The sequence below is a fragment of the Nereida ignava genome (assembly GCF_001049735.1).
Classification (GTDB): domain Bacteria; phylum Pseudomonadota; class Alphaproteobacteria; order Rhodobacterales; family Rhodobacteraceae; genus Nereida; species Nereida ignava.
Genome location: NZ_CVPC01000031.1, coordinates 1 through 4,290, shown reverse-complemented (window position 1 = coordinate 4,290; position 4,290 = coordinate 1). Strand labels below are relative to the sequence as shown.

Annotated in this window: 5 protein-coding genes and 1 pseudogene; 3 read left to right on the top strand and 3 right to left on the bottom strand. The window is 46.7% G+C overall.

Annotation, left to right across the window (positions count from 1 at the left end; translation table 11 throughout):
* On the bottom strand, window positions 1–399 hold a 399-nt coding region (locus tag NIG5292_RS13670; RefSeq protein ID WP_048600099.1), incomplete at its 3' end, for an IS1380 family transposase.
* Window positions 400–548: 149 nt separating this feature from the next.
* On the bottom strand, window positions 549–1,016 hold the full coding sequence (locus NIG5292_RS13665) for a hypothetical protein (protein WP_048600098.1): 468 nt from the start codon (window positions 1,014–1,016) through the stop codon (window positions 549–551).
* Between the two features lie 171 nt (window positions 1,017–1,187).
* Between NIG5292_RS13665 and NIG5292_RS14720 the strand changes: the two genes are divergently transcribed.
* Window positions 1,188–1,658: a winged helix-turn-helix transcriptional regulator gene (locus tag NIG5292_RS14720; protein ID WP_082136715.1), complete on the top strand. Its 471-nt coding sequence runs from the start codon at window positions 1,188–1,190 to the stop codon at window positions 1,656–1,658.
* 37 nt (window positions 1,659–1,695) lie between these two features.
* Here NIG5292_RS14720 and NIG5292_RS15360 read toward each other — a convergent pair.
* A pseudogene (locus NIG5292_RS15360) lies at window positions 1,696–1,827 on the bottom strand (DUF6538 domain-containing protein); the annotation flags it as partial.
* Between the two features lie 478 nt (window positions 1,828–2,305).
* Here NIG5292_RS15360 and NIG5292_RS13660 point away from each other — a divergent pair.
* Entirely contained in the window at window positions 2,306–3,835 is a 1,530-nt protein-coding gene (locus tag NIG5292_RS13660; RefSeq protein ID WP_143082043.1) for a hypothetical protein, read from the top strand.
* Window positions 3,836–3,979: 144 nt separating this feature from the next.
* The gene (locus NIG5292_RS13655) at window positions 3,980–4,267 is read left to right on the top strand and encodes a transposase (protein WP_048599378.1); all 288 of its coding nucleotides are present in this window, start codon (window positions 3,980–3,982) and stop codon (window positions 4,265–4,267) included.
* Window positions 4,268–4,290: the final 23 nt, after the last annotated feature.

The following is a 4,290-nucleotide window of genomic DNA, read 5'->3' as shown; positions in this document are numbered from 1 at the left end:
AGTGCGATTGTCGGTTGCCGCCAACACCTCGGTCTCGAACCGTCCCATCTGGCTCGCAGACGCGGCCTTGGCCTCAACGGCACGCCCTCCAACGACCTGCCGCATCACCGGATCAAGCGATAAACGGTCCGCGTCATTAACATCATCATATCCGGCCAGCCGCCCAAAGACCGACTGGCGCAACAAGCCGACCAGTGAGTGCAGGCGATTGTGGCCAGTTCGCGTGTCTCTCAGAAATCCGCCCGCAATGTCGTGCAGGCCGAGCACTTCATCCAATTCCCTGAACAACAGTAATCCACCGTCCGAGCTGATCTTGGAACCATGAAACTCCAGCCGGACCCGGCGGTCAAAACTGAGCCGCCCATCACCCGTTTCGCGTGCACCCTCTGGGTGATCCATAATCCACCACCTTCAGCCAAATTAACATACTGAAATATAACACATTAGTGGCCGTTGGAGGCGCGAAAACGTCAAGTTACTTGGGAAATGCGGGTTAAAGGTGCCGTACCCTTTTTTAGGGGTATGGCAATTGATTTATATATCTAGTGTCAGTCAGCAGCGACTACGTGGTACATTTGCTGACCTGTGCTCAGCATACCTGTTACGGTCCCAATAAATTTTTGCCCGACATACGGCTCATACTTACCGCTGCCAGCAGTCATTGAACCGATGTATTCCATTTGTGGTGTTATTTCACCAAAATAGATTGCAAGGTCACCGTCTGGGTCCATCATTCCGCATACCCCCACGCCACCGAAAGGAGCACCTTCTGGTGTCAACGCCACTGTTTGACTGCATTCAGCGGTGACGAGTGTTGGAAACCCTTCAGGAGCTTGTGACCAATCCCAGAGATCAGTTGACGTGTTAATCAAAAGAGAACCAGTTGTGCCTTGCATCATTTCAGATGAATCTGGGGCATTTCCTAAGCCTGCCATGTTCCAAATTTTTGAGTGACCATCAGCAAAGGCTGTAACTGGAATTAGTGAAACGGCTGCAGCCAAAATGATATTTTTCATGGTGTCTTTCCTTAATTTAGATCGTTCAGCCAGACATGCGTCCGGTTAGAAAAGTGAAAAATACATCAGAAAAAATAACCACCATAAACCTTAAACCGCTCTTGAAGTTTCTATGGTTTAGGGGGATATTTCATCAACTTTGACAAATAGTGATAATATAGAAGGCACAAAATGAACCAAACTATTAAATCTAATATTACTTCAAAAGCGCAAAACTATTGTCCAATTTCTACTTGCGCCGAGGTAATTGCTGACCATTGGTCAATAATCGTTCTGCGAGATATTGCCATCTGTAATCAAAGGACCTTCCGATCAATTTTAGCAAATAATAACGAAAGGATTTCTAGTGGTGTGTTAGCTGGCCGTTTAAAACGGCTGACTGACATTGGATTGTTATACTTCAAGGATGATCCTGCGCACCTACAACGAAAGATTTATTGTTTAAGCCCAGCTGCAATAGATCTTGTGCCTATTTTAATTGATATGTCCGCCTGGGCGCTGACACATACTTCGCCTTCTAAAGAGCCAATCGCACTGCCATCGAATATGGAACGTCCCCAATCCCAGTACTCAAAAGAATTAACGGATCGGTTGCGATCTTTGCACTTAGATCCTTCCAGTGCCAATGCCTATCTAACTTAGCAGCATCAGTCATAGCCCTAACACGAGCATCCCTGATGGACTTAGTCCTCAGCGAGTAAGCAATCCTGCTCGTCCTGTAATGCCGTCTTAAATCAGCGGGCACTCTACGGGAGAAATACCAAATGCCGTCCTTTTGGAACGTATAACTATTAGATTTGGTTGCCAGCATGGTCTACGGCTCACCTACTAAGTCTAATTAGTGAGGTATTACAATGCTTTGAGTGATTAAATGGTGCCCCCACACGGGGATGGCTCCGCCAGTAGGCACCAACGCTTAGCATTAACCTTACAAAACAAGGCTACTGTCTCATTCTGGTTCCTGCAACAGGCGTAAAATGGTCTACGGTTTGGTCTACGATCAGAACCCCGGGCATGTGCCACCCCACCCCCTAGGGGATACCGTACATAGCTCTGACCTGCGATTGTGGATGAGAACCTGCAAACAAGCTTATCGGCCATAAGGGCCTGTTTCTTCAGTGTTGGCTGTTTCTGACAAAGCGAGGGGTTAGCTTATCTGTGCTTGGTTTATTGCGGTCTAGGGATTCACATTGATGATATGATGATATATACCTTAAGTCCTACTAGTATGGGGAAGGGCCTCCTCAGAGGGCCCTGACCACTAGTACTGGTAAGCAGAGGAATATGTATTGGAAGCAGTTACATCTAAGCCCGTTAGAACTAATAGCGTTGGTGGTTTGAAACTGTCTTGGCGAGATCATAAATATCATAGGTTCTATGAAGTAGTAGATCAGCTAGTCCATGAACTACAGGAACATGTATGGTTTAAATCAGGTAAAGCTAAGCGTAGGTTAAAAGGGGATGGCCTCGAGAAGCTGCATTATTCAGTGGAGTGTTTGGTCAGGGATTGTATGGCGGTAGTGCTTCAGCGGAAACGTAAGAGTGAAGCTGCTATTCGGAAGGGTCAGTATTACTACTCTTCTGAACGTCCTGATCAGATGCTTACTTACAGCATTCATATAGAAAGAGCCTTCGAGGGTTTGGTTGAACTTGGATATCTGGAAGTTACTAAGCTTGGCTACTTTGATCGTAACGGACGTAAGGACGGCACGCCTACAAGCAGGTTGAGCCGATACATTGCATCTGATCGCTTGTTGGACCTTTTCACCACAGAAGAACTAAAAGCTCTACCTGCAATTATGCCACCTTACTGTGATCCGGAATTGATAAGGGTTCGGGTGAAAGAGAAAGATGAGAACGGTGTTAATCGCAAAAGGTCAGTCTCAATCACAGAAACGTCTGAAACCTTACGGATGCGTGAGAACCTGGGCATTATTAACAACGCACTATCCAGGCATTGGTATGACCTTGAGATACCAGACGACGAACTTAGTGCCTTACAGAAACGTTTAGCTGACAATCCCCAAAATGAACGTATCATTAGAATGGATCAGCGCTTCCTCCATCGGGTGTTTAACGATCCTGACTTGCAGACAGGTGGCAGATTTTATGGCGGTTGGTGGCAGAATATACCAAGGGAATATCGCCAGCACTTAGCGGTCAATGGAAAGCGGATGGTGGAGTTAGATTACTCCAATCAGCATCCAAGCATTTTATATGCACAAGCATCCATTGTCCGTCCTGCTGACTGTTACTCAGGAGTGATAAAGCCACCGTTAATTCCAGATGGAGTGACCGCAAAAGATCTACGGGACATGGTTAAAGCAGCCTTCAATGCAATGCTGAATTCTCCCAAGCCGTTGAGACAGGCCCCTAAAGGGGTAAAGCCTTCTAAGTTTGGACTTAAATGGGCTGAGGTGTCTGAGGAAATTATTGCTTTTCATGAACCAATAGCACACCATTTTTATACTGGAGTTGGGCTAAGGCTGCAGCGTTTAGATAGTGATATTGCAGAGAAGGTTTTACTTCACTTCGCCCGAAGTGGGATAGCTGTTCTGCCACTGCATGACAGCTTTTTGATGCATAACGGCTATGAGCCATCACTTGACCCAGTTATGCGTTCTGCATTCGAAGAGGTAGTTGGGGCGTCCCCAAAAATTGACCGCAAAGAGCCTGACAAAGTTCTTCTTCAAGATGCTGCTGATGAAGATGATCCATTCGGCCCTGTGACTACCGATGATCTTGACGAATTACTCGCCGATCTAGATGTTGGATGCGAAAATAGGCTTAGGGCGTTCAGGGCTCTGCAAAGAGCCTAGACAAGCTTAAGGTTAGTTATTCTGTGATTAGAAGATGGCTCACATCAGCTACTGGATTGGCGTTATGTACGCTTATGGCTATTATGCTGTGTCTTGGCCCCCTAAAACTGTGCCACTATTTGTTGACTAAGGGAGTGACAGAGAATGGCACGGAAACGGTATTCACATGAGGATGCACTGAAGTTATTGCGCGAGATTGATGTTCATTTGCATGATGGGTTGGATGTTGTGGGCGCGTGTCGCAAGGCGGGTATTTCGGACAAGACCTATTACTATTGGCGCAAGAAGTTCGGTGGTCTAGGGCGACCGCAGCTCTCAGAAATGAAAGCACTGAAGAAGGAAAACGAGCGGCTGAAGAAAATCGTTGCGGACCTCCAACTGGACAAGCTGATCTTGAAAGAGAGCCTCGATTATTTAAAGCCGAAGGCCTGACGGTTGATGGGTTGCGTCAGGCC

What these genes read in the sequence shown, in the direction of transcription:
- NIG5292_RS13665 (WP_048600098.1), bottom strand. Translation starts at nt 1,016, where the DNA reads ATGAAAAATATCATTTTGGCTGCAGCCGTTTCACTAATTCCAGTTACA.
- NIG5292_RS14720 (WP_082136715.1), top strand. Translation starts at nt 1,188, where the DNA reads ATGAACCAAACTATTAAATCTAATATTACTTCAAAAGCGCAAAACTAT.
- NIG5292_RS13655 (WP_048599378.1), top strand. Translation starts at nt 3,980, where the DNA reads ATGGCACGGAAACGGTATTCACATGAGGATGCACTGAAGTTATTGCGC.